Origin of the sequence: Stenotrophomonas maltophilia, assembly GCF_001676385.1 — a bacterium.
GTDB lineage: Bacteria > Pseudomonadota > Gammaproteobacteria > Xanthomonadales > Xanthomonadaceae > Stenotrophomonas > Stenotrophomonas maltophilia_J.
This window is the reverse complement of sequence record NZ_LYVJ01000011.1, coordinates 167,720-193,277: the sequence shown is the minus strand read 5'-3', so window position 1 is coordinate 193,277 and position 25,558 is coordinate 167,720. Positions and strand designations below refer to the sequence as shown.

General features: G+C 66.2%; 21 protein-coding genes. 9 read left to right on the top strand and 12 right to left on the bottom strand.

From position 1 onward, the window contains the following. Positions 1-33: 33 nt before the first annotated feature. The 3 genes from A9K58_RS15225 to A9K58_RS15215 form a co-directional block, all read right to left on the bottom strand. On the bottom strand, positions 34-618 hold the full coding sequence (locus A9K58_RS15225) for a glutathione peroxidase (RefSeq protein WP_407070832.1): 585 nt from the start codon (positions 616-618) through the stop codon (positions 34-36). 83 nt (positions 619-701) lie between these two features. Further along, positions 702-1,100 (bottom strand): hypothetical protein, encoded by a 399-nt coding sequence (locus A9K58_RS15220; protein ID WP_065200130.1) that lies wholly within the window; start codon positions 1,098-1,100, stop codon positions 702-704. A 70-nt stretch (positions 1,101-1,170) separates the two neighbouring features. After that, positions 1,171-2,715 (bottom strand): DNA recombination protein RmuC, encoded by a 1,545-nt coding sequence (locus A9K58_RS15215; RefSeq protein WP_065200129.1) that lies wholly within the window; start codon positions 2,713-2,715, stop codon positions 1,171-1,173. Positions 2,716-2,761: 46 nt separating this feature from the next. Here A9K58_RS15215 and A9K58_RS15210 point away from each other — a divergent pair, with 46 nt between their 5' ends. Continuing rightward, on the top strand, positions 2,762-3,367 hold the full coding sequence (locus tag A9K58_RS15210) for a glutathione S-transferase family protein (RefSeq protein WP_065200128.1): 606 nt from the start codon (positions 2,762-2,764) through the stop codon (positions 3,365-3,367). Between the two features lie 66 nt (positions 3,368-3,433). On the opposite strand, the gene A9K58_RS15205 is transcribed toward A9K58_RS15210, so the two are convergent. Beyond that, a complete protein-coding gene (locus A9K58_RS15205; RefSeq protein WP_065200127.1) occupies positions 3,434-4,441 on the bottom strand; it encodes a zinc-binding alcohol dehydrogenase family protein in 1,008 nt (335 codons plus the stop codon). A gap of 91 nt (positions 4,442-4,532) precedes the next feature. Here A9K58_RS15205 and A9K58_RS15200 point away from each other — a divergent pair, with 91 nt between their 5' ends. From A9K58_RS15200 to A9K58_RS15190, 3 genes are all read left to right on the top strand, one after another. Beyond that, complete coding sequence (locus A9K58_RS15200; RefSeq protein WP_065200126.1) at positions 4,533-5,504, top strand: LysR family transcriptional regulator; 972 nt, start codon at positions 4,533-4,535, stop codon at positions 5,502-5,504. Between the two features lie 15 nt (positions 5,505-5,519). Continuing rightward, entirely contained in the window at positions 5,520-6,149 is a 630-nt protein-coding gene (gene leuE / locus A9K58_RS15195) for a leucine efflux protein LeuE (protein WP_065200125.1), read from the top strand. A 188-nt stretch (positions 6,150-6,337) separates the two neighbouring features. Next, positions 6,338-7,765 carry an amino acid permease gene (locus A9K58_RS15190; RefSeq protein WP_065200124.1) on the top strand — a complete coding sequence of 476 codons (1,428 nt, stop codon included), beginning with the start codon at positions 6,338-6,340 and terminating at the stop codon, positions 7,763-7,765. A gap of 94 nt (positions 7,766-7,859) precedes the next feature. On the opposite strand, the gene A9K58_RS15185 is transcribed toward A9K58_RS15190, so the two are convergent. Further along, complete coding sequence (locus A9K58_RS15185) at positions 7,860-9,095, bottom strand: dipeptidase (RefSeq protein ID WP_065200123.1); 1,236 nt, start codon at positions 9,093-9,095, stop codon at positions 7,860-7,862. Positions 9,096-9,191: 96 nt separating this feature from the next. Beyond that, on the bottom strand, positions 9,192-10,361 hold the full coding sequence (locus A9K58_RS15180; RefSeq protein WP_065200122.1) for a class I SAM-dependent rRNA methyltransferase: 1,170 nt from the start codon (positions 10,359-10,361) through the stop codon (positions 9,192-9,194). 378 nt (positions 10,362-10,739) lie between these two features. Between A9K58_RS15180 and A9K58_RS15175 the strand changes: the two genes are divergently transcribed. Together A9K58_RS15175 and A9K58_RS15170 are read left to right on the top strand one after the other, a co-directional pair. Continuing rightward, on the top strand, positions 10,740-11,702 hold the full coding sequence (locus tag A9K58_RS15175; protein WP_065197164.1) for a TerC family protein: 963 nt from the start codon (positions 10,740-10,742) through the stop codon (positions 11,700-11,702). A 106-nt stretch (positions 11,703-11,808) separates the two neighbouring features. Next, on the top strand, positions 11,809-12,579 hold the full coding sequence (locus A9K58_RS15170) for a rhomboid family intramembrane serine protease (RefSeq protein WP_065200121.1): 771 nt from the start codon (positions 11,809-11,811) through the stop codon (positions 12,577-12,579). Between the two features lie 128 nt (positions 12,580-12,707). On the opposite strand, the gene A9K58_RS15165 is transcribed toward A9K58_RS15170, so the two are convergent. The 6 genes from A9K58_RS15165 to rpmH form a co-directional block, all read right to left on the bottom strand. Next, entirely contained in the window at positions 12,708-13,823 is a 1,116-nt protein-coding gene (locus tag A9K58_RS15165; RefSeq protein WP_065200120.1) for a glycerophosphodiester phosphodiesterase, read from the bottom strand. Positions 13,824-13,928: 105 nt separating this feature from the next. Next, positions 13,929-15,278, bottom strand: a complete 1,350-nt coding sequence (gene mnmE / locus A9K58_RS15160) for a tRNA uridine-5-carboxymethylaminomethyl(34) synthesis GTPase MnmE (RefSeq protein WP_065200119.1) — start codon at positions 15,276-15,278, stop codon at positions 13,929-13,931. A 3-nt stretch (positions 15,279-15,281) separates the two neighbouring features. Beyond that, entirely contained in the window at positions 15,282-17,954 is a 2,673-nt protein-coding gene (locus A9K58_RS15155; protein WP_065200118.1) for a polysaccharide deacetylase family protein, read from the bottom strand. Between the two features lie 177 nt (positions 17,955-18,131). After that, on the bottom strand, positions 18,132-19,847 hold the full coding sequence (yidC, locus tag A9K58_RS15150) for a membrane protein insertase YidC (protein ID WP_065200117.1): 1,716 nt from the start codon (positions 19,845-19,847) through the stop codon (positions 18,132-18,134). Further along, a complete protein-coding gene (gene rnpA, locus A9K58_RS15145; protein WP_081284090.1) occupies positions 19,847-20,341 on the bottom strand; it encodes a ribonuclease P protein component in 495 nt (164 codons plus the stop codon). The genes yidC and rnpA overlap by 1 nt, the downstream gene beginning before the upstream one ends. Before the next feature lie 5 nt (positions 20,342-20,346). After that, positions 20,347-20,487 carry a 50S ribosomal protein L34 gene (gene rpmH / locus A9K58_RS15140; RefSeq protein WP_005411729.1) on the bottom strand — a complete coding sequence of 47 codons (141 nt, stop codon included), beginning with the start codon at positions 20,485-20,487 and terminating at the stop codon, positions 20,347-20,349. A gap of 255 nt (positions 20,488-20,742) precedes the next feature. Between rpmH and dnaA the strand changes: the two genes are divergently transcribed. From dnaA to recF, 3 genes are all read left to right on the top strand, one after another. Further along, entirely contained in the window at positions 20,743-22,074 is a 1,332-nt protein-coding gene (gene dnaA, locus A9K58_RS15135) for a chromosomal replication initiator protein DnaA (RefSeq protein ID WP_065200155.1), read from the top strand. Between the two features lie 275 nt (positions 22,075-22,349). After that, positions 22,350-23,450, top strand: a complete 1,101-nt coding sequence (gene dnaN / locus A9K58_RS15130) for a DNA polymerase III subunit beta (protein ID WP_005411731.1) — start codon at positions 22,350-22,352, stop codon at positions 23,448-23,450. Between the two features lie 958 nt (positions 23,451-24,408). After that, a complete protein-coding gene (gene recF, locus A9K58_RS15125) occupies positions 24,409-25,503 on the top strand; it encodes a DNA replication/repair protein RecF (protein WP_065200116.1) in 1,095 nt (364 codons plus the stop codon). The last annotated feature ends 55 nt before the right edge of the window (positions 25,504-25,558 follow it).

Sequence of the window (25,558 nt, the reverse complement as noted above, 5' to 3'; positions counted from 1 at the left end):
GGCGGGTGCCAGTCCTGGTTGGCCCACCTTTCCTCAAGCAGCCAGCGCGGTTTCGATGGCCTCGCGCAGGCGCGCATCGTCGGCAGCCACGTCCGGCGCGAAACGGGCCATGACCTTGCCATCGCGGCCGATCAGGAACTTCTCGAAGTTCCACAGCACCGACGGTGCTGGATGGATCGGGATCTCCTTGCTGGCCAGGCGCTCACGCAGCGGGCCTTCACCGATCGAGACCGGCTGCGCTGCGGTCAGCTGGCGGTACAGCGGGTGGGTGTCGTCACCGGCCACGCTGATCTTGGAAAACATCGGGAAGCCGACGTCATAGGTAAGCTGGCAGAACTGCTGGATCTCCGCGTCACTGCCGGGTTCCTGACCGAGGAAGTTGTTGGCCGGGAAAGCCAGCACTTCCAGGCCCTGTGCGTGCTTTTCTGCATACAGCGCCTGCAGGCCTTCGTACTGCGGGGTCAGGCCGCACTTGGAGGCGACGTTGACCAGCAGCAGTACCTTGCCCTGGTAGTCGGCAAGCGAGGACGGCTGGCCGTCGATGGTGGTAAGGGGAATATCCTGGATCGGGGTGCTCACGCGGGGCTCCGGTTGCAGCGGGGAATGGCCCGACAGCATAGCGCCGCACGCGCTGTTGCAGAGCCGGGCCCATGCTCATTGCTGGGCAGCCGAGCATGGGCTCGGCTCTACGCAGGACATCCTCAATCCACGCAGATCGTGCCCTGCGCCGTGCCTTCGTCGATGCGCTGGCGGCAGCCGAAATTCTGGCTGGCATCACGCTGGCAGGTACCCCGGGCAACGCTGCCTGCGGCCACCGCGGTGCCGGCCAGGCACTGGCCGGTGCAGTCGCTCTTGCGGCTGCATGCCTTGCCAGCATCGGTGTAGGGAATCACGCACTGCTCGCGCTGCAGGCGGCCCAGTCGCTGCAGAGTGCCACCGGCCGCTTGGCAGTCGACATCGCGCGCTTCCTGATAGGCCGCGGCCGCTTCGGGGCCGCTGGGTGCAGCGGGCTCTGCCACCCCCCTGACAACCGGCACTGCACTGCTGCAAGCGGTGAGCAGTGCGGCCAGCATGAAACCGATGCAGAGTCGCAGGCGCATGGCGATACCCGATCAGAAGGACAGGCCACCAGCATACGCATTGATGACGCAGGCGGCATGCCCGGTCGGCTCAGGCCTCCTCGCCGTCAGGCCCTTCTTCCTCGGCCTCGGTTTCCCCCAGGTCGCCCAGCAGGGACTGCACCTGCTCCGCTGCCAGCGACTCCACGCCACGCAGGCGGCGCTCGATGGTGCGGGTCTTGCGGCTGGCCTCGCCGATGCTGCGGCCAACGGTGCTGATCTGCTTCTCAGCCTTTTCCAGAATCCCGGCGAACTTGCCGAACTCGCTCTTGACTGCCCCAAGCAGGCTCCAGACCTCGCTTGAGCGTTGCTCGATGGCCAAGGTGCGGAAGCCCATCTGCAGGCTGTTGAGCAGCGCGGTCACCGTGGTCGGCCCGGCCACCACCACGCGATGCTCGCGCTGCAGCAGGTCAACCAGGCCGGGGCGCCGGATCACTTCGGCATACAGGCCTTCGGTGGGCAGGAACATCACCGCGAAATCCGTGGTGTGTGGCGGCGCGATGTACTTGTCGCAGATCGACTTGGCCTGTACGCGGATCGCGCGCTCCAGCTGGATCCCCTGCAGGCGGACACCCTCGGCGTCGCCCTGTTCCTGTGCATCCAGCAGCCGCTCGTAGTCCTCACGCGGGAACTTGGAGTCGATCGGCAGCCACACCGGCGTGTCGGCCTGGCTGCGCCCCGGCAGCCTCACGGCAATGTCGACCATCTCGCCACTGTCAGGGCGTACCTTCACCGCGCGCGCGTATTGCTCCTGGGTCAGCGTCTGCTCCAGGATGTTTTCCAGCTGCACCTCGCCCCAGCTACCGCGGTTCTTGACGTTGGTCAGCACGCGCTTGAGGTCGCCGACGCCGGTGGCCAGCTGCTGCATCTCGCCCAAGCCACGCTGGACCTGTTCCAGGCGCTCGGACACCAGCTTGAAGGAACTGCCGAGGCGTGATTCCAGCGTCGACTGCAGCTTCTCGTCGACCGTGTGGCGCATCTGCTCCAGCTTCTGCGCGTTGTCGCTCTGCAGCGCGCGCAGCTGTTCCTCCAGCGTCGCGCGCATCTCGGCGATGCGCTGTTCATTGCGCTGGGTCAGTTCCTGCAGGCGCAGGCCCAGGCTGTCGGTGAGGCGCTGCTGTGACTGGGCGCCTTCCTCGCGGCCCTTGCGCGCATCGTCCACCAGGGTCTGGCGCAGGGCTCCCAGCTGCGTGTCGGTGCGGCTGGTGAGCTCCTGCAGCTGCTGGCCAAAGGCATGGATGCGGGCCTCCTGCTGCTGCCCGAACGCATCCAGCTGGCCACGCAGCTCCTGCAGGCGCTGCGCCAGCAGGGCTGCACCCCGCTGCTGCGTGTCTGCCGCCTCGGCACGTGCCTTGCGCGCGTCGTCGCCCAGCGCTTCACGCAGCAGGTCCAGGCGCTGGTCGGTGCGGGTGGACAGGTCATTCAGCGCGCGGGCGAAGCCATCGAGCTGTTCGCGCAGCTCGCTGCGTCCGGCCCGCGCCTCCTCGCGCACTGCCTGTTCCAGCCGATCATGCGGCGGGCGGCGCAGCAGGGCGACCAGCTGCAGGATGAGCACGGCCAATAGAAGGCCGGCAATGAGCAGGTATTCGGTTTGCATGGGGCAAGTGTAGGCTGGGCGAGTCTCATCCGCTGCGTCCGGGACCATGCTTGCTCTGTACGGAAAGCCCACCTCCATCAATGTGCGCAAGGTGCTGTGGTTGTGCGCGGGGCTCGATCTGACCCTGCACCACGAGCCGGCACCGCCGCCGGACCTGCTGGCCGCGCTGAACCCTAACCGGCAGGTGCCGGTACTGCGCGACGGCGACTTCGTGCTGTGGGAGTCCAACAGCATCTGCCGCTATCTGGCCGCGCGCGCCGACCGCGACGACCTGCTGCCCAGCCAGGCGCAGGACCGGGCCCGGGTCGAGCAGTGGATGGACTGGCAGGCCAGCGACCTCAACAGTGCCTGGCGCCACGTGTTCATGGCCCGGGTACGCCAACACCCGGATTACCTCGATGATGCCCGCGCCGAGGCCGGCATGGCACAGTGGAACCGGCTGATGGGCGTCCTCGATGCCCAGCTGGCAGGCGGTCGTTCCTACGTTGTGGGCGACACCTTCACTCTCGCCGACATCGTGCTGGGCGTGTCGACCCAGCGCTGGCGCAGCACGCCCGGCGCCAAGCCCCTGCTGCCGCATCTGGAGGCCTGGTTCGAGCGACTGCGCCTTCAGCCCGGTTTCGCCGAGCACGTCGACAATGGCGTGGCCTGAGGCAGGGCTCAGATCCCTTTCCCAAGGGAAAAGGATCTGACCCCTGGGGCGCGGGAACAGCCGGCCTTACCAGCCTTCCAGCACGATCTTGCCCCGGGCGCGGTGGCTTTCCAGCAGCGCATGCGCCCGCCGCAGGTTGGCGGCATCGATACGACCGAAGTGCTCGCCCAACGTGGTCTGCAGCACGCCGGCATCGATCAGTTCCGAGACACGGTTCAACAGGTCATGCTGGCGCTGCATGTCGGCGGTGCGGTACAGCGGCCGGGTGAACATCGACTCCCAGTGCAGTGACAGCGCCTTGCGCTTGAGTGCCATCACATCCACCTGGCCCGGGTCGTCGATCAGGCCGAGCTGGCCTTGTGGCGCCAGCAGCTCCACGACCTGCGGGTAATGCTGGTCCGAGTGGGTCAGGCTGGCCACGTGCTGCACTTCGCTGATGCCAAGCCGTGCCAGGCCCTCGGCCAGGGGCAGGCGGTGGTCGATCACATGGTGCGCCCCCATCGCATAGACCCAGTCCTGCGTATCCGGGCGCGAAGCGGTGCCAATCACCGTCAGCTTCGTCAGCTTCCGCGCCAGCTGCACCAGGATCGAACCAACGCCGCCGGCGGCGCCGATCACCAGCAGAGTCTGGCCTTCGCCGCCGCCTTCGGGAATGCGCAGGCGGTCGAACAACAGCTCCCAGGCGGTGATCGCGGTCAGCGGCAATGCGGCGGCGGCGGCATCATCAAGGCTGGCCGGCTTGCGGCCGACGCTGCGCTCATCCACCAGCTGGTACTCGGCGTTGCTGCCCGGACGATCAATCACGCCGGCGTAATAGACCGCATCGCCCGGCTGGAACAGGGTCACATCACTGCCCACTGCGTCGACGATGCCGACCGCATCCCAGCCCAGCACGCGCGGGCCGTCGGTGGCCGCGCCGCGACGGACCTTGGTGTCAACCGGGTTCACCGCCACCGCGCGCACCGCCACGCGCAGGTCGCGCGGGCCGGGTTGCGGCAGCTCCAGTTCGATATCGATCAGGGCCTGGGCATCTTCGATCGGCAGGCCGGCTTGGGTGTAGGCAATGGCGCGCATGGCAGCGGTCCAGTGGGGAAGGAGACGACAGGTTGCGCCGCGCACGCTCCCGCAGAAAGGCGCAGAATCGGGCAGCACTTTCACTCCAGCAATGAAAATGATCCGATTCGACGACCTGCAGCTGTTCGTTCGTACCGCCGCGCTGGGCAGCTTCTCGCACGCAGCACGGGAGGCCGATCTGCTTCCCGGCCAGGTCGCCGCCGCCGTGGCACGGCTGGAGCGCGAACTGGACCTGCGCCTGTTCGTGCGTACCACCCGCAGCCTGCGCCTGACCGGCGAGGGCGCACTGTACCTGCCGTATGCGCAGGAGGTACTGGCGACGCTGCGCGAAGGCCAGGCCCGCGTGCAGGGCGAGGACACCGAACTGCACGGCACCCTGCAGCTGTCGGCGCCGTCGGACTTCGGCCGCAACCTGCTGCTGCCCTGGCTGGGCGCGTTTCGTGCGGCCCATCCCCGGCTGCGCCTGCACCTGCGCCTGTCCGACGAGGTCGCCGATGTGTTCCGCGACCCGGTGGACGTGGCGATCCGCATTGGCCACTTCGACGACGCCAGCTACGTTGCCCTGCCCCTGCTGGAGGGTAACCGGCGGGTGCTGGCGGCCTCCCCTGCTTACCTCCGGCGGCGCGGCATACCCACGCGCCTGGACGACCTGCGCGAGCATGATTGCCTGGTCTATCAGCTCAACGGCCGCGCCTATGACCGTTGGTCGTTCGATACCGAAGGGCGCCGCAGCGTGGTCCCGGTGCGCGGGCCGCTGGTCTGCGACGATGCCGACGTGGTCCGGCGCTGGGCGGTGGCCGGCGAAGGCATTACCTACAAATCCTGGCTGGACCTGCGCGAGGACGTGCGGGCCGGTCGCCTGCAGCTGCTGCTCGACGGCGTCGGCAGCAGCATTCCACTGCAGCTGGTGTGCCCGCACCGCAAGCAGTTCTCGCCGGCGGTGCGGCAACTGCATGCGCAACTGCGCCAGCACCTGCAACCGCTGCTGTCCGGCATGCCGGTCGGCCCCGGCCGCCCTCTGTCGCCAACCGGGGCGCTGGCCGACAATGGCCGCCCCGAATAACAGGAGCGCATCGCCATGCCGTGGATGGGCATCCAGGACCTGTGGACGTTTCTGGTCGCCGTGCTGGTGTTTCTCGCGCTGCCCGGTCCCGGCACGTTCACTCTGCTGACCGCCACCGGACGCGGGGGCGTGCGCGGTGGCTATACCGCGCTGGCCGGCCTGCTGGTCGGCGACCAGATCCTGATGTGGCTGGCGCTGGCCGGCGTGGCCGCGCTGCTCAAAGCCAACCCGCTGGTATTCCACGCCGTGCAATACCTGGGCGCCGCCTACCTGGTGTGGGTCGGCATCAACCTGCTGCGCACACCGAAGCACGAGGGCGGTGACGCCGGCCCGATCCGCATGCAGCCCGGCCGCTACTTCCAGCAGGCGATCCTGGTCAGCCTGCTCAACCCGAAGGCAATCCTGTTCTACATGGCCTTCCTGCCGCTGTTCATCGACCCGAAGGCGCACCAGGGCATTGCCACCTTCGCAGCGCTCGCCGGCATCATCCTGGTGGTCAGCATCGCCTACTGCTCGCTGCTGATCGGCGTGGGCAACCTGGCCCGGCGCCGGCTGATCCAGCACCCGCGGATCAGCGATGCGCTGCGCCGCGTGGCCGGCCTGTTCCTGGTGGGGTTCGGCATCCGGTTGGGGCTCAATGGCTGAGGCGGCCGACCGGCACTCGGACAAATTCGATTTTTGCCTGAAATTGTGCTGATTTCGGCGCAAACGGTGGCGTACAGGCGTCATCGGTGTCGCGTTCGACCCTTGCATGACCGCCATCAGTGGTAATGCTGCGGCGCATTCGTTCACACTCGGGAGCTTGTCGTTCCCAGCCCCCTTCCGAGGCCTGCATGTCCCTGTTCCGGCGCAAGTCCCTAGATTCCGTCACCACCCACGAAGCCGGCAGGCGCCTGATCCCAACGCTCAGCTGGCCACACCTGATCGCGCTGGGCATCGGAGCCATTGTCGGTACCGGCATCTACACGCTGATCGGCGTGGGTGCCAATCTGGCCGGCCCGGCCGTGCTGATCTCATTCGCCATCGCCGGCGCGGTCTGCGCCTGCGCGGCGCTGTCCTACGCCGAACTGTCGACGATGATGCCGGCCGCAGGCAGTGCCTATACCTACAGCTACAGCGCACTGGGCGAGGTGTTCGCCTGGGTGGTGGGCTGGAGCCTGATCCTGGAGTACTCGCTGGTGGTGAGTACGGTGGCGGTGGGCTGGTCCGGCTACTTCGTCGGCTTCCTCGAATGGGTCCACACCCAGTTCGGCTGGAACGTGCACCTGCCGGCCTGGCTGGCGGCCGGCCCACACGTGGAAGGCGGCATGATCAACCTGCCCGCCATCGTGATCACCTGGCTGGTGGCCGGCATGCTGATGGCCGGCACCAAGGAAAGCGCCACCCTCAACGCCATCCTGGTGGTGTTCAAGCTGATCGCACTGGCGATCTTCGTGGCTGTGGCGCTGCCCGCGTTCGACAGCAGCAACCTGCAGCCGTTCATGCCTTACGGCTTCGCCAAGTCGATGGGCCCTGATGGCGTCGAGCACGGCGTGATGGCGGCGGCGGCCATCATCTTCTTCGCCTTCTACGGCTTCGATGCGATTTCCACCGCGGCCGAGGAAACCAAGAACCCCGGCCGCGACCTGTCGATCGGCATCATCGGTTCGATGATCGGCTGCACCATCGTCTACGTGCTGGTGGCGCTGGCCGCCGTGGGTGCGATGAGCTACGCGGTATTCGGCCACAGCGCCGAGCCGCTGGCGCTGATCATGCGCCAGCTGGGTCATCCGACCGCGGCAATGGTGATCGGCGTGATCGCGATCATCGCGCTGCCGACCGTGCTGCTGGCCTTCCTGTACGGCCAGAGCCGCATCTTCTTCGTGATGAGCCGCGACGGCCTGCTGCCGCGTGGGCTGTCCAAGGTCAACGCACGCACCGGCACGCCGGTGGCGACCACGCTGTTCACCGCGGTGGTGGTGTCGGCGCTGGCCGGTGTGGCCCGCCTGGACGAGATTGCCGCGCTGGCCAACGCCGGTACCCTGGCCGCGTTCACCGCCGTGGGTATCTGCCTGGTGGTGCTGCGCCTGCGCGAGCCGGACCGCGAACGCACCTTCCGTACCCCGCTCGCCTTCCTGGTCGGCCCGCTGGCCGCGCTGGGCTGCATCTACCTGTTCGTCAGCCTGCCGCACACCACCCAGCTGTATTTCCTGCTGTGGAACGTGGCAGGCCTGGTGCTGTATTTCCTGTACAGCCGCCGCCACGCGCTGATCGCGAAGTAAGGACGCCGCCGGGCGTGGCCCGGCGCCCCTTTGTAGAGTCGAGCCATGCTCGACTCACGCGATGCCTGTCGAAGCAGTCGAGCATGGCTCGACTCTACTTGCCCGCGGCGTAATCCTGCGCCTGGCGCATCACCCGCAGCAGGTTGCCGCCCCAGATGCCGGCAATCTGCTGCTCGGTGTAACCCTTGCGCAGCAGCCACGCGGTGATCTTCGGCAGCTGGCTGACATCGGGCAGGTCGCTCAAGCCACCGCCGCCATCCCAGTCAAGGCCGATGCCCACGTGCTCGGGGCCGACCACCTTTAGGATGTGCTCGAAGTGGGCGAAGAAGTCGTCCAGGCTGGCATGGCGCACCGGGTGTTCGTGGTCCAGCGCCTGCTCGGCCTTCAGCAGCGCGACGCCCTGCTCGATGCCCATCCCTTCCCAGCCGCCCAGCTGCTTGCTGAGTGCTTCTTCGGCCTGCTTGCGCTCGGGCGTCTTCGCCGTGTCGATCAGGTAACCGCCATAGGCGTTCACCTGGATCACGCCGCCGGCCTTGGCCAGCTTGCGCAGGCGCGCGTCATCCAGATTGCGCGGGTGGTCGTAGACCGCCTTGGCCGAGCTGTGAGAGAGCACGAACGGCACCGGCATCATTGCCAGCAGGTCATCGAACACCGCGTCCGAGGCATGTGACTGGTCGATCACGATGCCCAGCTTCACCGCCTGCCGCACCAGGTCCTTGCCGGCCGGGCTCAGGCCCTTCCACTCCGCCCCCTTGGGGTCGGTGGCCGAATCGGCGAACTCGTTGTTGGCGAAGTGCACGGTGCTGAGCAGGCGCAGGCCGGCGCGGTGGTAGAACGAGAGCAGGCTGGGGTCTTCCACCAGCGGGCTGGCGTTTTCCATGCTGATGTAGACCACGCGCTTGCCGGCGGCCTTGATCCGCGCCGCGTCATCGGCGGTCAATGCCAGCGCGAAACGCTCGGGATTGGCGGCCAGCATTTCGCGGATCTCCAGCAGTCGCTGCAACCCGTGGTCACGTTCGGCCAGGTGAGCGGCCGGGCTGCGGTCGCCCTGATCGGTGTAGATCGCCCAGAAGCCACCGTCCAGCGCGCCTTCGACCATGCGCGGGTAGTCGACCTGCGAAAGCGCGTTGCGGTCGTGGCGCTGTTCGATATCGAAGCCGATTCGGCCGAAGTTGGCCGGCGTATCCAGATGGCTGTCCAGAGTGACCAGGCGCTGCTGCAGGATCTTGGCGCGGGCCAGTTCCTGCGTACTGAACTCGATGGCGTGAGCGGACAGCGGCGCACACAGCGCCAGGGCGAGCACGACGGACAGATGGCGCAACCAAGGCATGGGCTCTCACCGCGAATGGGAAGAGCCCGACCATAGCGCTGCGGCCGGCCAATTTGTAGAGCCGAGCGTGGGCTCAGCTCTACAGCAACAGACGGGTCAGTCGACCACGCGGCAGAACACGGCCTTCAGGTAACGCGATTCCTGCACGTGGGCCATGAACGGATGGTCCGGCCCCGCGCCAGCGACCTTCAGGATCTGGATCGTGCGGCCGGAGAAATAGGCTGCGCGGCGCAGCATGTCGAGGAACTGGTCCTCGGCCACCAGGCCGGTGCAGGAGAACGTGGCGAACAGGCCACCAGGCTTGACCACGCCCAGGGCCAGCTTGTTCATGTCCAGGTACTTCTTCAGCGCGGTGATGACCTGGTCGCGGTCGCGGGTCATCTTCGCCGGATCCAGGATCACCACGTCGTACTGCTCGCCGCGATTGGCGGCATCGCGCAGCCACGGGAAGATGTCGGACTGGACGAACTTCGGACGCACGTTGTTCAGGCGCGAATTGCCCTTGGCGATCTGGATGACGTCTTCATCGATGTCGATGCCGACCACTTCAGAGGCGCCACGCGCCGCTGCGTACACGGCGAAGCCACCGGTGTTGCAGCACAGGTCCAGCACGCTCTTGCCTTCCACCTGCCGGCTCAGCCACTCGCGGTTCTCGCGCTGGTCGGCGAAGAAGCCGGTCTTGTGCGCACCCGCCGGGTCGGCGCGGAACTTGATGCCGTACTCGGTGATCACCGCCGCTTCGGTGGTGGTGTTGCCATGGAAGTCGAAGCTCTCCTGCTTCTGCACGTGCTCGTCGGCGAAGCTGTGGAAGCGGCAGCCCGGGAACTGCTCGCGCAGCGCGTCATAGATCCACTCACGGTGGCGGAACATGCCGGCGGCGAAGAACTCGACCACCACCAGGTCGCCATAACGATCGACCACCAGGCCGGACAGGCCGTCGCCCTCGCTGTGCACCACGCGCCAGGCATCGGAGACTGCATCGAGCTTCAGCACCTCACGGCGCAGCGACACCGCCTGGGCGATCTTGCGCGAGAACCAGCCGGCATCGACCGGCACGTTCTGGTCGGTTTCGAGGATGCGCACGGCGATGCGCGAGTGCCCGTTGTAGAACCCGCGGCCAATGAACTCGCCATCGATGCCGACCACGTCGACGATGGAACCGGGCTTGGGCCGGACGGTCGGTTTCTCGACCAGTTTCTGGAAGATCCACGGGTGGCTGGAACGCCACGCATTCTTGAGGCGGACAACGGGGAGGGGGGTATTCATCCAGCTATTGTAAACCGCGCGCCGGGGTCGGATCCCCAACGGGGCTCCGACCCCATTCCGCCTTGGTAGATGCCAACCTTGGTTGGCACGCTGGTCGGGGTCAGAGCCCCTGCGGGGATCTGACCCCGACTGGCCGCCCCATTTGACGGCGGCCCGGCCAGGCCGCAGAATCGGCCCCAGAAGGGGAGTAGCTCCCAGACGTTGTCGCCGTCATTTCGAGCCCGCAGGCTCCGGTGCAACGGCAGTTCCAGCCGACTGGAACTGCGAGCGAGACCTTCGCCGTACTGGCGAAGCTCTGTCCCTGGATCCCCCTCCCGGTCCTCCGTTGCAGATCCTCGCCGTCCGGCCTGGCATTCATCTTTCCAACGGACATTCCCAATGCAGACGATCGGTAACGTGTGGTTGTGGGGCGGCTTCGCAGCGGTGGTGGTCATCGCACTGCTGGTCGACCTCGTGTTGATGCGCCATGGCGGACCGCACAAGGTCACCTTCAAGGAGGCCCTGTGGTGGTCCATCGGCTGGGTCGCGCTGGCCCTGCTGTTCAACGCGGGCCTCTGGTACTACCTGAATGAGACCGCCGGCCAGGTCGTAGCCAACAAGGTCGGCCTCGAGTTCCTGACCGGCTACCTGGTCGAGAAGGCGCTGGCAGTCGACAACATCTTTGTCTTCCTGATGATCATGAGCTACTTCGCGGTGCCGGAGGAGCAGCGCCAGAAGGTGCTGATCATCGGCATCCTCGGTGCGATCGTGCTGCGTACGATCATGATCTTCGCCGGTAGCGTGCTGATCAGCCAGTTCCATTGGCTGCTCTACGTGTTCGGTGCGTTCCTGCTGTTCACCGGCTGGAAGATGTGGTTCGCTGCCGGGCAGGAGCCGGATCTGGAGACCAACCCGGCGCTGCGCTGGATGCGCAGGCACCTGCGCCTGCTGCCCGGCTATGAGGGCAACGCCATGAGCGTGAAGCGCGACGGCGTGCGCTGGTTCACTCCGCTGTTCGCGGTGCTGATCCTGATCGCGGTCACCGACGTGATCTTCGCGGTGGACAGTATTCCGGCGATCTTCGCGATCACCACCGATCCGTTTGTCGTGCTCACGTCCAACGTATTCGCGGTACTGGGCCTGCGCGCCATGTTCTTCCTGCTGGCCGGCATGGCCGACCGCTTCCACCTGCTGCCGTACGGCCTGGCGCTGGTGCTGGGCTTCATCGGCGTCAAGATGATGATCATCGACCTGTTCAAGATCCCGACCCCGGTCTCGCTGGGCGTGGTGGCGGTGATCATCGCGACCACCGTGGTGCTGAGCCTGAAGTACCCACCGAAGGAAGGTGAAGGCCAGGCCTGAGCCTGGACCGCTGCCCGGTGCGGCCGGCGGGATTGTCCCGCCGGCCGGCCGTACTCTCCCGCGGCGGTGGCCTTGGTTTCGCGCCGGTCACCGCCATTGCTGAAGCATGGACAACAACGCGCCCCTGCCCGCTGGCGATGTGCCGGCCCCCCGCAACGACCGCATGCGCATCCTGCGGGCGTTCAATACGAGCCTGGCCGCCGTGCTGGTGCTGGTCGTCGTGTTCGCACTGCAGGGCACGTTCGACTGGCGGCCGTGGGCGGTGGCACCGCTGGAGGCCAGCGGCCTGCTTGGCCTGCTCGGTGGCCCATTGCTGCATGCCTCGATCGAGCACATCGCCGCCAACAGCATCGCGATCCTGATCCTCGGCACCCTGGCCGGCAGCGTGTACCCGAAGGCTACCGTGCGTGCACTGCCCCTGCTCTGGTTGGGCTCGGGCATCGGGGCATGGATGCTGGGCAACCCGGGCAGCGTGCATCTGGGCGCCAGCGGCGTGACCCACGGCCTCATGTTCCTGCTGGCCAGCCTCGGCCTGCTGCGCCGTGACCGTGCGGCGATCGCCACCGGCCTGATCGGCATGCTGTTCTACGGTGGCATGCTGATGACCATCCTGCCGCACGCTGATGGCGTGTCCTGGCAGTCGCACATGGGCGGCGCCTTCGCCGGCATCATCGCCGCGCTGCTGTTCCGCAGCGCCGATCCACTGCCGCCACGCCCGCGCTACAGCTGGGAAGATGAAGAAGACCCGGTCGAACCGTTGGCCGATGACGAGCTGGAACCGCCGTCACCGCAGCGCGTACCGGTGCTGTGGCAGCCGCGCGAGGGGCAGGACTACGTGGTGATTCCCTTCCGGCGGCCGGACGAACCGCGCGGTTGAAGCGGTGACCGGGGTCGGATCCCTGTAGGGGCTCCGACGCCGCCTGGCATCTTCATGACCCGGTAGGGGCCGATCTTGGTCGGCACTCCTGCCGTGTGCCAACCAAGGTTGGCGTCTACCAGAGCGCGTCAGTCCGCCGCGTTCCCCGCCGCGCCCGTCCCGTCCACCGCCTGCCGGCCCAGCGCCGGGTCGTCGGTGAAGAAGGCATCGATGCCAGTCGCCAGGTAGGCGCGCATCTCGGCGACGGACCCCTCTGCATTGCGGGCGCTGTCGCTCCCCCTGCGCAGGTTGCTGGGCTGGAAGTGGTTCTCCGGGCGGAAGGTGTACGGAATCACCATCAGCCCCGCCGCGTGCGCGTCGCGCACCAGCGAGGTGGGCGTACCCAGTACTCCCTGGGCGTCGAGCGGAATGATCGAGCGCAGCTCAGGACCAATGCTGTCGGCGTAGCTGGCGATGTCCTTCAGCCCGGCCGGCGTCATCATCTGCGCGTAGGTCAGCGTGCCGCCGGCCTTGGCGATATCGGCCGGCCGGGCATCGCCCTTCCACAGCAGCTGCAGCAGGCGGATGTTGCTGCCACGGCCGATCTTTCCGCGCAGGTAGCGCAGGTTGGCGGTCTCGAACGACTGGATGGTGACCGGGCCGACGTTGGTATAGGCATTGCCACGCAGCGCGGCCAGCAGCTTGTCTTCCATCGGCAGGCCGATGGACTGGAAGTAGGTGGGGTGCTTGATCTCCGGCACCAGGCCAATGCCGCGGTTGGCACGGCCGGCCTGCTGCACCAGGAAGGCCAGGATCTCGTCCAGGCTGGCGATGCGGAACTGGCCGTCGTAGGCGGTGCTGCGCAGCTCCGGCAGGCGCTCGCGCGTGTACAGCGTCTTCAGCTCGGCCAGGGTGAAGTCTTCGGTGAACCAGCCTTCGACCCTCTGCCCGTCGATGACCTTGCTGGTGCGGCGGCTGGCGAACTCCGGATGCGAGGCGACGTCGGTGGTGCCACTGATCTCGTTCTCGTGGCGGGCCACCATCACCCCGTCCCGGGTCATCACCAGGTCCGGCTCGATGTAGTCGGCGCCATCGGCGATGGCCTGTGCGTAGGCCGCCAGGGTGTGCTCGGGCAGCAGCGCGCTTGCGCCGCGGTGGCCGTAGACCGACACCTTGGGCGCGGTCGAAGGGGAGGATTCAGCACTCATGGCCACCGATGGTGCCACTGCCAGCGACAACAGCAACGCACAACCCCACGACTTCACTGCGACGTCCTCAAGCGGTATGTGATAGGCGTCAGTATGCGGCGGCAATGTGACAGGTGGGGGAAGCCTGCACCTGTAGAGCCGAGCCCATGCTCGGCTCTGCAGTTACTTGCCGATGCAGAAGCTCGAGAAGATCCTTCCCAGCAGATCATCCGCACTCATCTGCCCGGTGATCTCGCCCAGTGCGTCATGGGCCAGCCGCAGTTCCTCGGCGGCCAGTTCCAGGTGCTCATGCGCCAGTTCGCCATCGGCGCGCTGCGCATGTTCCTGCGCGCGTTCGATTGCATCGACATGGCGGGTGCGCGCGGAGAATTCGCCCTCCACCTGCTCGCCGGCCCCGGCCGAAGCGATCGAGCGCAGGCGCGCGTGCAGGTCTTCGAGCCCGGCACCGGTGGCGGCCGAAACGAGTATCCGGTCCGGATCGTCCAGCGACGGCAGCGCTGCCAACAGATCCGACTTGTTGTGGATGTAGACCTTGTGCGGCACGGCGACCACCGCTTCGCCCAGCGCCGCTTCGCCAGTCCCCGGATCACGCGCGTCCAGCACGATCAGTGCCAGGTCGGTACGCTCGATCTCGGCGCGGGCGCGACGCATGCCCTCGCGTTCAATGGCGTCACCGCCTTCACGCAGGCCGGCGGTGTCGACCAGGGTCAGCTCCAGGCCGTCGAGGCGGATGGTTTCGCGCAGCGTGTCGCGGGTGGTGCCGGCAATGTCGGTGACGATGGCGCGTTCGCTGCCGGCCAGCGCGTTGAGCAGCGAGCTCTTGCCCGCATTCGGCGGCCCGATCAGCACTGCGTGCAGGCCATCGCGCAGGCGGCGGCCGCGCTCGGCATCACGACGCAGCAGGGCCAGGTCGCCGCGGGCCTGTTCCAACCCGTGCCGCACCTGTGCCCCACCGAGCGTATCCAGCGGTTCGTCGGCAAAGTCGATGGCCGCTTCCACGTGGATGCGCAGCAACACCAGCTGCTCGACCACAGCCTCGATGCGGCGCGAGAACACGCCATCCAGCGAACGGCGCGCAGCACGCGCAGCGCGGTTGTCGCCGGCGGCGATCAGGTCGGCGATGGCCTCGGCCTGGGCCAGGTCGAGCTTGCCGTTGAGGAACGCCCGTTCGCTGAACTCGCCCGGCCGGGCCTGGCGCGCACCGAGCGCAATGCAGCGCGCGACCAGCTGCTGCAACAGCACCGGGCTGCCGTGGCCCTGCAGCTCCACCACTTCTTCGCCGGTGAAGCTGTTCGGCGCCGGGAACCACAGCACGATGCCATCATCGATGACCTCGCCGTCGGCACCGCGCAGGCGCGCATAGTGCGCGTGGCGCGGGCGCAGCGTGGGCGCGCCCAGCGCGTTGGCGATCACCGCTGCACGCGGGCCGGACAGGCGCAGCAGGCCGACACCGCCGGCGCCGGGGGCGCTGGCGATGGCCACGATGGTGTCGGTTCGGGTCGTGCCGTTCATCACTCAGAGCTTCTCCAGCTGCGCGCGCGCCTGGGCCGCACCGCTGCCCTGCGGCTGCAGCGCCAGGTAGGTGGTGTAGGCCTGCCTGGCCTTGGCCTTGTCGCCTGCGTTGAAGTACGCATCGCCGAGGTTCAGATGGGCCACCGCGCGCGACGGGTCGATCTTCAGGGTGTTCTCCAGCCACCGCGCCGCTTCGGCGTAGTGCTGCTGGCGGTAGTAGACGAAACCGAGATTGTTGGCGGCCTGGGCGAAGTCCGGGCGCAGCTTGAGTGCCTCGGTGAACTGCGCCACGGCTTCGTCGTACCGCTTTTCGCGGTAGAGCTGCAGGCCACGGTCGTTGGCCTGCTGCGCGCGCTGGCGGTCGGACGCCGGGCCGGCGCTGGGCACCACCAGCCTGGCCTTGCCGCCCTGCAGGTCGGCCACGGTCACCGGCGCCTGGCTGCCCTTGGCCTCGCTGGCCGCATCCACCTTGTTGTTCAGCGCGATCGCATCGGCGGTCAACTGGCGCGTGCCCGCGTTGAGGAATTCCTGGCTGTCCGGCACCTGGAACACGAACTCGCCCCCCTGCGAGCCGGGCAGGCTGCCGAAGGCCGGCGTCTGCTGCGAGACCGCCGATACCGCTGGCGCCACGTAGGCCGCCAGTTCGGTACCGGTGATCAGGCCATCGCCGTTGAGGTCTCCCTTCCCGGCCAACGCCTGCAGCAGCACCCAGGTGAACACCGAATGGCCGTTCGGGCCGGCATCGGCCACCTGCTGGTCGGCACCGCCGGCGGTCAGCATCTGCCGCGCGCTGCGACGCGCGTTCTCGCGCAGGAATGACGAGGAGGACGGACCACCGCGGGTCAGGCCGAGGCCGCTGTAGCAGGCATCCATCACGAACATCACGTGCTTGGCCTGCAGGCTCTCGGCGATGTTCTGGATGTCGGTCATCGCAATGGCATCGGTGGCGAATTCCTTCGGGTCCGAATCGGCCGGGATGATGTAGCCGAGGTCACGCCCGGAGGCGAGCTGGCGGGTGGCACCGTGGCCGGCGAAGAAGACGAACACGCGATCGTTCTTTCCGGTGCGGTCATCGGCCAGGCGATCGTGAAAGGCGGCCAGGATATTGTTGCGCGTGGCCTGCTCGTTCTTCAGCACGATCACCTGCGAGGACGGGAACCCGAACTGCCCGGTCAGCGTGTCAGCCACCGCCTGCGCGTCGCGGCTGGCGTACTCCAGCTTCGGCCACTTGGCATAGTCGTCGATGCCGACCACGATCGCCCAGGACTTCTCATAGCCGGTGGTAACGGTGGCGGCGCCGGTGTCGCCCCTGCGTGCGCGGGCGACGGTGAAATCACGGCCATTCCAACCGGCGAACTGGTAGCCATCGGCAATCAGCCGGTCGAGGATCTGCGGCAGTGCCTTCACCGCGCGGTCGTGGATGTCATGGAACAGGATGATGCCTCGCTGTTCCTTGTTCACCTGGTCGAGCACGCGCTGCACGATCGACTCCGGCACCGGATCGGCCCAGTCCATCGAGTCGATGTTCCACATGATCGACTTCAAGCCGGCCTCGTTGAGCAGCTGCAGGCCTTCCGCGTTGCGCGCACCATACGGAAAACGGAACAGCGGCGCGCGCTTGCTGTCGACGTCCTTCAGCAGGGTGTCGGTGTCCAGTACCTGCTGGCGCAGCGCGTCACCGGTGGTGCGCGACAGCTGGGCGTGGGTCAGGCTGTGGTTGCCGACCGCATACCCCTCTTCCATCAGGTTGCGGCTGATCTTCGCCATCGGGCCCAGGCTGACCTTGCCGTCGGGCTCGACCTTGCCGAGGTTGCGGCCGACCTCGAAGAACACGCCCGGCACGTCGTAGCGCTTGAGGATGGCCACCACTTCATCGGTGTAGGCCTTGTGCGGGCCATCGTCGAAGGTCAGCACCACGGTCCTGGGCGGCAGGTCGCGGCCGAAGATCTCACGGTCGCTGTCCTTCATCGACATCGGGTAGGGCTCGATCACCCCGTAGTCGCGCAGGATCGCTTCGCGGCTGTGGTCCTTGTGCAGATGGGCGATGTAGTCGTCCCACTTCTCGCGCTTCAGCGCGATGGCACGGGTGCGCTCGAAGCGGCTGAAGATGCGGGTCAGTTCCTGGTTGTAGTTGCGTTCGATCTCGTCGAGCGCTTCCAGGTCCTCGCCGATGCGCTGGTGCAGTTTCACCGCCGGCAGCGAGGAGTCGGTGCCGATGCGCTCATGCAGATCACGCAGCACTTCGCGGAAGGCCAGGCGGTCGGCGTCGAACAGCTCCGGCGCCGATTCGATGTAGTCCAGTACGGTGCCCAGCGTGGCGAAGCGCTGCGGTGCGGACCCGCGCAGCAGCTCATCGAACTGCGCGGCGATGGCCGTGCGCTGTTCCAGGCTGTCATGGAACAGCTGCTGGCCGATGCGCGTGGAGGTGGCGCGGTCGGCCGCCGACTGCTGTTCCTCATCGGCCAGCAGCACGATGATCCGCCGGTAGCCGTCGAGCTGCTTCTGCAGTGCCGCCAGCAACGGCGCCGCGGCCGGATCGGCGGCGGCCGCGGCCTGCGCGCTCGGCGGGATGACGGCGGTCGCCGGTGCCTTCGCGTCCTGGTCGCCACAGCCGGCAACGACCAGGGTCAACAGCAGCGAGGGCAGGAACAGGCGGAACGACGACGCACGCGGCATGGCGGACTCGAAGGTGGGAGGGACGATGTGCCGGCGATTCTAACGCCGCATGTGAAAAGCCCGCCTTGCGGCGGGCTTCTCGCGTCGATCGGGGCGGTAGAGTCGACTGTTGGTCGACTGCTCGTCCGCCAGTCGACTAACAGTCGACTCTACAAAGCAGGTGACCTGCGGTCGGGATTACTTCTTCTTGACCGGAGCCGGTGCGGCGGTGGCCGGGACCGGATCGCCGCCATGGCGCTTGGTCATCCACCACTGCTGCAGCAGGCCCAGGCCGCCGTTGACCACCCAGTACAGCACCAGGCCGGACGGCATGAAGGCCATCATGACGCCGAACACCAGCGGCATGAACTGCATCATCTTCTGCTGCATCGGGTCCATGCCCGGTGCCGGGGTCAGCTTCTGGGTGAACCACATCACCGCCACGTTGATCACCGGCAGGATGAAGTACGGGTCGCGGGCGGTCAGGTCCTGGATCCAGCCGAACCAGGGCGCCTGGCGCAGTTCGACCGATTCCACCAGCACCCAGTACAGCGCGAAGAAGATCGGCATCTGGATGAGGATCGGCAGGCAGCCGCCCATCGGATTGATCTTTTCCTTCTTGTACAGCTCCATCATCGCGGTCTGGAACTTCTGGCGGTCATCGCCGTAGCGTTCCTTCAACTGCTGGATACGCGGCTGGAAACGCCGCATCTTGGCACCGCTCTTGTACTGGGTCGCCGACAGCGGGTACAGCACCAGCTTCAGCAGCACCACCAGGCCGACGATCGCCCAGCCCCAGTTGCCGACCAGCTTGTGCACCTGGTTGAGTACCCAGAACAGGCCCTGGCCGATCACCGCCATCATCGAGAAACGGCTGTAGTCGACCACGCGGTCCAGGCCCGGCACGTCTTCCTTGGCGATCTGGTTGACCAGCTTCGGGCCGACCCACAGGCGGGCTTCGGTGCTGGTGGACTGGCCCGGGGCCACGGTGAAGGCCGGGCCACGCGCTTCGATCAGGTCACGACCGGCCACCTGCGACAGCACGTAGTGCGCGGTCTGGTCCTTCTGCGGGATCCAGGCGGTGAAGAAGTGGTGCTGCAGCATCGCCAGCCAGCCGCCGGTGATGTTCTGGTTCAGCGTGCCGTCTTCCAGGTAGTCCTTGAACGCGCGGCGCTGGTACTTCTTGTCGTTGTCGTACCAGGTGGCACCGTTGAAGCTGAAGGAATCCGGGTTGGTCATGCTCCGCGACAGGATGGTCGGGGTGCGGTCCAGGGTGCGGTAGACGTAGCCATTCCACGGCGCGGTGCCGGCGTTGCTGACCTCGTCCTTGAAGCGCACGGCGTACTCGTTGCGCGAGACGGTCAGGGTGCGCTTGATGGTCACGCCGTTGTCGGCGGTCCACACGAACGGGATCTGCAGTTCGTTCTGGCCCTTGGCCAGCACGAAGTCCTTGGTGTCGCCGACCAGCTTGAAGCCGTCAGCGCCGGGAACCGGGGTGTTCTTGTCTTCGCTGGCCCAGCCACTGATCGCGCTGTACGGATGCGCGGGGTCTTCGGTCAGCAGCCGTACCGGCGGGCTGCCTTCGTCCTTGGTCTGCGGGAACTGCAGCAGCTCGGCATCGAGCACGCGGCCGCCATCGAGCACCAGGCGCAGCACGTCGGTGGTGACGGTCACGCGCTGGCTGGCCGGGGTGGCACTGGCCTGGGCCTGCACGGTGGCCTGGCCGGGAGCACCCGGAACCTGCGCGCTGGGGATGGCGCCCGGGGTCGCGCCCGGAACGCTCTGCGCGGCGGCCGGGGCCGACGTGGTCGTCGGGGCCGGGGTCGGAGCAGCCTTTTCACGGCTCCACTCCATCCACAGCAGCACGGCCACCATCAGCCAGGCAAAAATGAGGAATACGCGGGTCTGGTTCATCAGCGGACAGGCTCGGCGGGGCCGGGACGCGATGCCGGCTCGGTCAAAGAAGGAGTTGCGATGCCATCAGGCGGCGGCATTGTGCCGTCCGCGCCCGGCGCGGGCAATGCACGCAGGCGACGCAGCAGGCGCAGGAAGGCCTGGCGGATCTCGTCATTGCTGGCGGAACGCGCAGCGCTGCGCGCCACGACGACGAAGTCGCCTGGCAGGATGTCGGTTCGTGCCTGGCGCAGGGTGTCGCGCAGGACGCGCTTGATCCGGTTGCGCCCGACGGCGCTCGGATCGACCTTGCGGGAAACCGCCAGACCCAGCCTGGCCGGCCGGTCAGCCGGCAGCCAGTGCAGGGTCATCAGCGGATCGGACACACGGCGGGCGCCGTTGAAGACCGTTGAGTATTCGGCACGCGTGCGAACCCGCGCAGAGCGAGGGAATCGCTTGCGCGGGTCTGCAGTATTCACTGTCGAAGGGATTGCGTCTGCCGCGAGGTGCGGCATGGCAATCAGGCGCTCAGGACTTTGCGGCCCTTGGCGCGGCGGCGCGACAGGATCTTGCGGCCGTCAGCGGTCTTCATACGGGCACGGAAGCCGTGGTCGCGCTTGCGCTTGAGGTTGCTGGGCTGGTAGGTGCGCTTGGTGGCCATTGGGGGCCTCTCGTATGAATGGGACGGAAAGAACCGGAAATTCTAGAGAGGTACCCCGCCCTGCGTCAAGTGCTGGTAGCTACGCGAATTCACCGGCCTGTGCAATAGCTGTGGATGTTTTTGTGAATAAGTGGGGGACAAGCATTCCGAAGGCGGACGCTCGGTGGTAGTCTGAGCCATCCATTTCCCCCTTTTCCGGCCTGTGTTCGGGCGCCTTGGCGCGTCCCTGCCCCGGCCACCGGACGATTATTGCTGATGGATGCTTGGTCCCGTAGTCTCGAACGACTTGAGGCGGAGTTCCCGCCGGAAGACGTTCATACCTGGTTGAAGCCGCTGCAGGCCGATCTGCGCGCTGACAGCCTGGTGCTGTATGCACCGAATGCCTTCATCGTCGACCAGGTGCGCGAGCTGTACCTGGCCCGGATCCGCGAACTGCTGGCTCATTTCGCCGGTTTCAGCGACGTTTTTCTTGAAATCGGCTCGCGCCCGCGCCCCGTGGAAGTGCAGAACGCACCGGTTTCCGCACCGTCGGCGCAGGTGCCCAGCGAACCGCAGGTGCCGTTCGCCGGCAATCTGGACAGCCATTACACCTTCGCCAACTTCGTCGAGGGCCGCAGCAACCAGCTGGGCCTGGCCGCCGCCTTCCAGGCGGCGCAGAAGCCGGGCGATCGTGCGCACAACCCGCTGCTGTTGTACGGAGGCACCGGCCTGGGCAAGACCCACCTGATGTTTGCCGCCGGCAACGCAATGCGCCAGGCCAATCCGGGGGCGAAGGTGCTGTACCTGCGTTCGGAACAGTTCTTCAGCGCGATGATCCGGGCCCTGCAGGAAAAGACCATGGATCAGTTCAAGCGCCAGTTCCAGCAGGTCGACGCGTTGCTGATCGATGACATCCAGTTCTTCGCCGGCAAGGACCGTACCCAGGAAGAGTTCTTCCACACCTTCAACGCGTTGTTCGATGGCAAGCAGCAGATCATCCTGACCTGTGACCGCTATCCGCGCGAAGTGGAGGGCCTGGAGGCCCGCCTGAAATCGCGTCTCGCCTGGGGCCTGTCGGTCGCGATCGAACCGCCGGACTTCGAGACCCGCGCCGCGATCGTGCTGGCCAAGGCACGTGAACGCGGTGCCGAGATCCCCGACGATGTTGCGTTCCTGATCGCCAAGAAGATGCGCTCCAACGTGCGCGACCTTGAAGGCGCGCTCAATACCCTGACCGCCCGCGCCAATTTCACCGGCCGCGCGATCACCACCGAATTCGCCCAGGAAACCCTGCGCGACCTGCTGCGCGCCCAGCAGCAGGCGATCAGCATTCCCAACATCCAGAAAACCGTTGCCGACTACTACGGCCTGCAGATCAAGGATCTGCTGTCGAAGCGTCGGACCCGCTCGCTGGCCCGCCCCCGTCAGGTCGCCATGGCGCTGACCAAGGAACTGACCGAGCACAGCCTGCCCGAGATCGGCGACGCCTTTGCCGGTCGCGATCACACCACGGTGCTGCATGCCTGCCGCCAGATCCGGACCCTGATGGAAACCGACGGCAAGCTCCGTGAGGACTGGGACAAGCTGATCCGGAAGCTGAGCGAATGATGCACGGATGCCGATGAGGCGTCATCGCACAAAACGGTGCAGAATCCGGTAGCAAGCGCGGGACACGTTGTGGATAAAAATGCCGTTTGAAATCGCAGCAGATTTATCCACAGCTTTCCCCACCCCTTGGGGGTCGGTAATGCAGAGGGTTTCGATGTCTGAAATGCCTTTAATTACAAAGACTTAGCATTGTTTTCCAGCGATTCTGTCTCTACCAGCACCACCAAGCTTTTGATTTATTCCACATTTTTTAAAGCATAGGGGCACGGAACCACATGCGTTTCACACTGCAGCGCGAAGCCTTTCTCAAGCCGTTGGCACAGGTCGTCAACGTGGTCGAACGCCGCCAGACCCTTCCGGTTCTGGCCAATTTCCTGGTCCAGGTGCAGAACGGCCAGCTGTCGCTGACCGGTACCGACCTGGAAGTGGAGATGGTGTCGCGGATCGCGGTTGAAGATGCCCAGGACGGCGAAACCACCATTCCCGCCCGCAAGCTGTTCGAGATCATCCGCGCCCTGCCCGACGGCAGCCGGATCACCGTCTCGCAGACCGGTGACAAGATCACCGTCCAGGCCGGCCGCAGCCGCTTCACCCTGGCTACCCTGCCCTCCAACGACTTCCCGTCGGTGGACGAGGTGGAAGCCACAGAGCGTGTGGCCATCGGCGAAGCGACCCTGAAGGAGCTGATCGAACGCACCGCGTTCGCGATGGCCCAGCAGGACGTGCGCTACTACCTCAACGGCCTGCTGTTCGACCTGCGCGGCGATGCCCTGCGTACCGTTGCCACGGACGGCCACCGCCTGGCCCTGTGTGAAACCGACCTGGCCAAGCCCAGCGGGTCCAAGCGCCAGATCATCGTGCCGCGCAAGGGCGTGACCGAACTGCAGCGCCTGCTGGAAAGCGGCGATCGCGAGATCGAGCTGGAAGTCGGCCGCAGCCACGTGCGCGTCAAGCGCGACGATGTCACCTTTACCTCGAAGCTGATCGATGGTCGCTTCCCGGATTACGAAGCCGTGATTCCGATTGGTGCCGATCGTGAAGTGAAGGTTGATCGCGAAGCGCTGCGTGCTTCGCTGCAGCGCGCCGCGATTCTGTCCAACGAGAAGTACCGCGGCATCCGCGTGGAAGTCTCGCCGGGCAACCTGAAGATCAGTGCACATAATCCTGAGCAGGAAGAAGCCCAGGAAGAGATCGAAGCTGATACCACCGTCAGTGATCTCGCCATCGGCTTCAACGTGAACTACCTGCTGGACGCCCTGTCCGCACTGCGCGACGAGGAAGTCATCATCCAGCTGCGCGACTCGAACTCCTCGGCGCTGGTGCGTGAGTCCAGCAGCGAGAAGTCGCGTCACGTGGTGATGCCGCTCCGGCTCTGACACGCCTCCGGTTCCACGTGGAACCAATGACGCCCGGGATTCTTCCCGGGCGTTTTTTTTTGTTCCACGTGGAGCATTGGGCCGTGCCTCGGCGAGAGACCCTGGTTCCTCCAGGCCGCCCTGTTCTTCAGCGGCGCGGATGGCCTCAAACGGTATTCATTCCGCTGGTCGGTATCGGGCGTAGTTGCTGATTGCCCCGGGCGGCTTCTTTCAGGTCCGCGCTTCCCAGCATCAATCGCAGCCTGGCACATCGTGGGCAGCGCCCTGGTTCCCCCGCCTCCCGTTTGTTCTGCAGGCGCCACTGTCCACAGGCCCGGTTTGGCGCAGATCGCAGTATGCCTGGCTTTTAAATCTGGGTATAAATCTAAAGCCTGGTGGTGATGGTAGGGCCAGATTTCGTGGAAAAACATGTTATCTGATTGAATCCAAAGCTATTTTCACCCCTGAAACCCCCTGTATAGAGGCCCTTCGTGCCGGGGGGGAACCTGTGGATAGTTTCAATGGCGGCGCGGAATGGCTTTTTTATCCACAGATTGCCCATACCTTGTGTATAAGTCATACAGCGTCACTGTGGACAGCATGAAACGACCGGGCCAGATTCTTTAAAATCTGTGGAACCCCGCGGGAGATCGGGTTGCAGATTTCGCCGGATCGGTGGGAGCGCAGACGACGAAGCCGGTCCAGCATCGGGAGACACCGCGCAGATGCCCGCCAGATCAGCGAAATCTGCGGGGCTACTCCCCCGGCGCCAGCGCAGATTTTTGAAGCATTGCGGGTTTCCGGACAGGCCGCCATGGCAATGGGGCGGAGCGTCGTCACGTGGAACATGCGAGGGGACGCCGCTTAGCGACTCAGCGTCCTGCTTGGGTGCAGACGTAGGCGTTGCGCTTGACCAATGCAGTAAGCTGATGGGCTCCCCGCCCCTGTACCGCCCTGTGCGGATGGTCTTTCGCGCCCCATGCACATCCGCCGCCTCGCCCTCCACCAACTGCGTCGTTTCAGTGCGGTGGAGCTCGCTCCCCAGCCGGGCCTGAACCTGCTGACCGGTGACAATGGTGCGGGCAAGACCAGCGTGCTCGAAGCCCTGCACCTGATGGCGTATGGCCGTAGCTTCCGTGGCCGGGTGCGGGACGGACTGGTCCGGCAGGGCCAGGACGCGCTGGAGATCTTCGTGGAATGGGACGAGCAGCAGGCCCATCACCCTCCGCACCGCCGAAAGGCGGGCCTGCGCCATAGTGGCCAGGACTGGAAGGGGCGGTTGGACGGCGAGGATGTGGCCCAGCTTGGCAATCTGTGTGCAGCACTGGCGGTGGTGACGTTCGAACCCGGCAGCCATGCCCTGGTCAGCGGTGGCGGCGAGCCCCGTCGGCGCTTCCTCGATTGGGGCTTGTTCCACGTGGAACCGGATTTTCTGTCCCTGTGGCGCCGCTATACCCGGGCGCTGAAGCAGCGCAATGCCCTGCTCAAGCAAGGAGGGCCGTCGCGAATGCTCGATACCTGGGACCATGAGCTGGCCGAGGCCGGCGAACCGCTGACCAGCCGCCGCCAGCACTACCTGGAGCGACTGCAGCAACGGACTGTAGCCCTGGCGGCCAGCCTGGCGCCGCAGCTTGGCATCCGGGGGCTGGATCTGGGGCCAGGCTGGCGCCGGCATGAGCTTCCGTTGGCAGATGCGCTCTTGCTGGCCCGCGAACGAGACCGGCAAGCCGGTTACACCTCGGTCGGACCGCATCGGGCAGACTGGAGCGTGGAATTCAGCAACATCCCGGGCCGCGATGCCCTGTCACGTGGGCAAGCGAAGCTGACTGCGCTGGCCTGCCTGTTGGCCCAGGCCGAGGACTATGCAGAGCAACGCGGCGAATGGCCGGTAATCGCACTGGATGACCTTGCGTCCGAACTGGATCGGACCCATCAGGCCCGTGTACTCGAGCGCTTGCTCAATGGACCGGCGCAGATCTTCGTCACCGCCACCGAAACACCTGCGGCATTGCAGGATTTGACCCATATCACCCGGTTTCACGTGGAACATGCACAGATCGTGGCTGTGCCATAGTGGGCACACCAGGGCCGTTCGACCCCGGCTGGTATAATTCGGGTTGGAATCCTTT